Origin of the sequence: Frankia sp. AiPs1, from assembly GCF_023716945.1 — a bacterium.
In the GTDB taxonomy this organism is placed as follows: Bacteria; Actinomycetota; Actinomycetes; order Frankiales; family Frankiaceae; genus Frankia.
In genome coordinates this window covers 1-4765 of record NZ_JAMQQF010000473.1, presented here as the reverse complement: position 1 = coordinate 4765, position 4765 = coordinate 1, and the positions used below count along the sequence as shown (strand labels likewise).

Here is a 4765-nt window from a genome sequence, read left to right as displayed (position 1 = left end):
GGATCGGCCCGGGCGGCGACGATCGGCGTGCGGCACCCGCACCCGCGGCCGCGCCCACGGTGCGCTGCCGGGGGCTGGGAGCAAGCTGGCCGCCCGCATCGAGCCCCTCGGCAATCACAGAACGTATCGAGCGTACGGTGCGCAGGTAGCCGGCCGGTCCCTGATAGGGCGGCAGTGCAACGACGCGGACCCGCTCGCCGTCGACGGCGAAGGATGCTGCCGCCGCCGGGTCACCGGGCGCCGCGCCGACCCGGGCGAGCACCACGACCTCGTCGAAGACGCCCAGGTAGCCGCACCAGTGCGAGTAGGCCTCGCCGGGCGTGGGGGCCAGCACACGGTCGTCGCCTCCCCGATGGAACCGTGCCTCCGTCGCGACGACAACTCGCATGGCGCCCACCCTTCGCCGGTACTCCCTCCACGACGTGCTCAACCTACAGCCATGACATGACTACAGAGAGATACAGCACTCACGGAGAGTTCGGGCGGCACGGCGCGACATCCGACGCCGGACGCACGAGCGGGCGGGTAGGGCAAAGCACCCCCACCCGCCCGCCTCCCGTGCGGGTGCGCCCCAGAATCGTGGGCACCCTCGCGGGTTCTGGTGCATCCCTCGGGTTCGCGCGGCCCACGGGGTCAGTGCGTCCCCGGGCGCCGGTCTGCCCGCGGGTTACAGCGTGTCACTCACTCCCAGGCACTTCGCCGGGTCCGCCACGCCACCGCAGAGGTCGCTGACATGCGGGGAGGACAGCTCCAGGCTGTCGTACCCGTTGATCGGCGCCGACAGGGCGACAGCCCCGTTGTCGGACGCGTTGATCGAGGCGACGCCCAGCCGGATCACGGCCCCGACCGGAAGCACACCCGCGATCTGGATCACCACCTCGACGGCCCGAACCTCCAGCGCGTTCGCGGTCTGGATCTGGCGGTTCAACACCACGTATCCGACACCGGGCAGCGGGATGAAGGTATTGGGCGCCACGTTCACCGGGATGGGTACCCCGGCGATCGACAGGCCGGCGAACTGGGTGCCGGTGGCATCGAGCACGGCCGGTTGGCCGCTGCCCTTCGACGCGTTCGCCTGCGAGGTGATCGCACTGGCCGTGATCAACCCACTCAGGATGTTGATGTTGGCCAGCGTGATCTTCGTGGCGCCCAGGGTGGGATTACCCAGGACCGCCGCCCCCGACGCCGTGATCACCCCGGTGTTGAGGATGCCCGGCAGGTTGATGCCGACCAGGTTCGCCGTGGTCGATCCACCGTTGCAGGGAACGCTCTGCGCGATGAGCGGGCTCACCGACAGCGGACCCGCCGCGATCAGGTTCGAGTACGCCACCCCGGTCATGAACACCGGCGGCTTCGGCAGGAAACGCGACTGGGTGTAGCCCAGCGCGATGTCCAGGCCGGCGTTCGGCCCCGCGAGGATCTGCACCCGTGCCCCGATGGTGCGGATCCCGTTCGCCGCCACCGTCTGCTGGTTGAGCGTGATCGTCCCGATGCCCGGGATTCCGATCACCGTGTTCGGGCCGATGGCGCCCAGCGGGATCGGCAGGCCGAGCACGGTCAGGCTCCCCAGCGAGACCGTGCCGGCGCTCGCGACGACGGTCCCGGTGTTGACCGCGGTCGAGGTGACCGCCAGACCGCTGAGCCCGACCAGCCCACCCAGGAGGCTCACGTTGGCCACCGTGCTGCGGGTGACCGCGACCTGGTTGTTGTTCGGACCCGTCTCGGCGGTGGTCGCGGACTGGAACACCGCGCCCGCCGTGATCACGCCGGGGATGTTGACGAGGCCCCCGGCGGTGCTCGCCTGATTCGGCAGGGTCGTGCAGGAGATCCCGGCCGGGAACGTCGGCCCCGACGTCACCGTGCTGCCCAGCGCGACCGATGTCCCGTAGGCGTACTGCTCGTAGGCCAAGGGGCTGGCGACGGCCGAGGCCGGACTCACCCCCACACCGACCATGGTGGCCGCGAGGACGCCACCGGACACGACGCCGGCGGTGAGCCGGCGCAGTCCCACCCGGTGTGCCACGCGGAACGAGCTTCGCATCAGATCCCTCCTTTCTGTAAGTAGATTGCTACTTTCAGCGATCATCCTAGGAAGAGGGAGCCCGATTCGGCGACTACTTGTAAGTAGTTAGCTTCGTTCAGTGAGTTTCGGGCGTGTCGCCGTACGGGCGGGTCAGAGGGACTCCACGGCGAGACCGGCGTCTTCGTACCGGGTCGCCTGGGCGGGTATCCGCATCGCGGCGGGGTCCGATCGCCGGGCGTCGGGGGGGCCGGGCAGCCAGCGGCGGGTGTCGAGCACGAGCCGGGCGTGCCGGGCCACCGTCTCGCGGTCGAAGGCGTCGTGGTCGACGAGCATGACCACGAGATCCGCCGCCGCCAGCTCGGCCGCGCCCGCCTCGACGAGGGTCACCCGGGCCGGCAGCCGGGCCGGATCGACATGCGGATCGGCGGCGTGCACCTCGGCGCCGAGATCGGCCAGCAGGCCGGCGACGCGGGTCGCCGGCGCCTCGCGGGCGTCACCGGTGTTGCGCTTGTAGGCCAGCCCCAGCAGCAGGATGCGGCTGCCCGCGACGGGCAGGCGCCGGGCGTTGAGCATCTCGGTCACCCGGCGTACGACGTGGTCGGGCATGTGGTCGTTGACGTCGTTGGCCAGTTCGACGAATCGGAAGCTGCGCCCCAGGCTTCGGCGCACCCGCCACGACAGGTACGACGGATCGATGGGCAGGCAGTGGCCGCCGACGCCGGGACCGGGAGTGAAGCGCAGGTAGCCGAACGGCTTCGTCGACGCGGCGTCGATCGCCTCCCAGACGTCGACGCCGAGCTCGTGGGCGAACATCGCCAGCTCGTTCACCAGCGCGATGTTGACGTGGCGGAAGGTGTTCTCCAGCAGCTTGGTCAGCTCCGCGGTGCGGGTCGAGGCGACCGGGACCGTCCGCTCGACCAGGCTGTCGTAGAAGGCGGTGACGGCGGCCAGCGACGCCGGGCCCGTGCCGGAGACCACCTTGGGCGTGTTCACCAGGTTCCACGTCCGGTTCCCCGGGTCGATGCGCTCCGGGGAGTAGCCGAGGTGGAAGTCCACCCCGGGCCGCAGTCCGGAGCCCTCGGCGAGCAGCGGCGCGAGCAGCTCCTCGGTCGTCCCGGGATAGGTGGTCGACTCCAGGATCACCGTGGCGCCCGCGGTGACCAGCGGCGCCAGGCTGCGGGCCGAGTCGACGATGTAGGACAGGTCGGGGGCGCCCTCGCGCAGCGGGGTCGGCACCGTGATCACCGCGACGTCGAACCCGTCGGCCTGCGCGTAGTCTCCGGTCGGCTCGTACCGGCCGCTGCGCAGGGCCGCGGCGAGCGCGGGATCCGGGATGTCCTCGACGTAGGAGCGCCCGGCCGCGAGCCGGGCGGCCCGGTCGGGATCCACCTCCACCCCGACGACATGCCAGCCCACGGCGACGGCCCGCATCGCCACCGGGAGACCGACGTAGCCCTGCCCGACCACCACCAGCTTGTTCGATGACATGAGCAGAGTGTTTCTTATTAATTACATAAAGCGACGTAGCTGATTCATCGTGTCCTCATCGCGCGGCGGCCACCGGACCAACGGCCGCGCCGCCCGCCGACGGTTGCCCCATCGCCCGCCCCAGCACCCGGGCGATCCGCCGGCCGGCCTGCCCGTCCCACAACGCCGGACGGCGCGGCGGCGGCGGATGTTCCAGGGTGTCGAGCGCCGCGGTGACGACCACCCGGCGGTCGCGCCCGACCACCCGGTTCGTGCCCTCGGTGACCGTAAGCGGGCGCTCGGTGGATTCCCGCAGCGTCAGGCACGGCACGCCGAGCACCGTCGACTCCTCCTGGATCCCACCCGAGTCGGTGAGGATGATCCGGGCGCCGGCCTGCAGCGCCACCGAGTCGAGATACCCGACCGGCCCGAGCAGGCGGACCCCCGCGGGCAGCCGGCCACCCACCCGGGCCGCGGTGCGCGGATGCGCCGGGAAGACCAGCGGGCAGCGCGTCGCGATCTCGCCGAGCGCCCCGAGCAGGCCGGCGAGCGCCGCGGCGTCGTCGACGTTGGCCGGCCGGTGCAGGGTGACCAGCCCGTAGCCGCCGGGACGCAGCCCCAGGTCGGCGAGGGTCGGCCGGGCGAGCGCCTCGTCGCGGCGGGCCAGCAGGGTGTCCACCATGACGTTGCCGACGAGGTGCACCGACCGTGGCGCGGCGCCCTCCCGCAGCAGGTGCTCCACCGCATCCGGCGAGGTGGCGAACAGGTCGGCGCAGAGATGGTCCGCGACGATCCGATTGATCTCCTCGGGCATCGACCGGTCACCGCTGCGCAGGCCCGCCTCGACGTGAGCGGCCCGCACCCCCGCCTTCGCCGCCACCAGCGCGCAGGCCAGCGTCGAGTTCACGTCTCCGAACACGACGACGACGTCGGGGGCCAGCCGCTCCAGCAGCGGCTCGAAGGCGGTCATCACCGCGGCCGTCTGCACGGCGTGGGAGCCCGAGCCCGCCGCCAGGTGATGATCGGGGCGGCGCAGGTCGAGCTCGGCGAAGAACACCCCGCTCATCGCCTCGTCGTAGTGCTGGCCCGTATGCACGAACGTGGTACGGAACCCGCCGGCCGCCAGGGCGTCCAGCACCGGCTTGGCCTTGACGAAGTTGGGCCGGGCGCCCGCGACGACCACCGCGTGCGGCCCCGGGGCCACCTGCGGCACCGGCTGCGCAGGTCCGGGAACCCGCTGGCCGGGCGGCCGGGTCACCCGGCCCTCGCCCGGCC

General features: G+C 72.0%; 3 protein-coding genes and 1 pseudogene. All 4 read right to left on the bottom strand.

Features of this window, described 5'->3' with window-relative positions:
• Nucleotides 1–388 (bottom strand): annotated as a pseudogene (locus ND748_RS25515) (glycosyl transferase); the annotation flags it as partial.
• 279 nt (nucleotides 389–667) lie between these two features.
• Nucleotides 668–2041 (bottom strand): choice-of-anchor P family protein, encoded by a 1374-nt coding sequence (locus tag ND748_RS25510; RefSeq protein WP_251748602.1) that lies wholly within the window; start codon nucleotides 2039–2041, stop codon nucleotides 668–670.
• Nucleotides 2042–2173: 132 nt separating this feature from the next.
• Nucleotides 2174–3511, bottom strand: a complete 1338-nt coding sequence (locus ND748_RS25505; RefSeq protein WP_251748600.1) for a nucleotide sugar dehydrogenase — start codon at nucleotides 3509–3511, stop codon at nucleotides 2174–2176.
• A gap of 55 nt (nucleotides 3512–3566) precedes the next feature.
• On the bottom strand, nucleotides 3567–4703 hold the full coding sequence (gene wecB, locus ND748_RS25500) for a non-hydrolyzing UDP-N-acetylglucosamine 2-epimerase (protein ID WP_251748603.1): 1137 nt from the start codon (nucleotides 4701–4703) through the stop codon (nucleotides 3567–3569).
• Nucleotides 4704–4765: the final 62 nt, after the last annotated feature.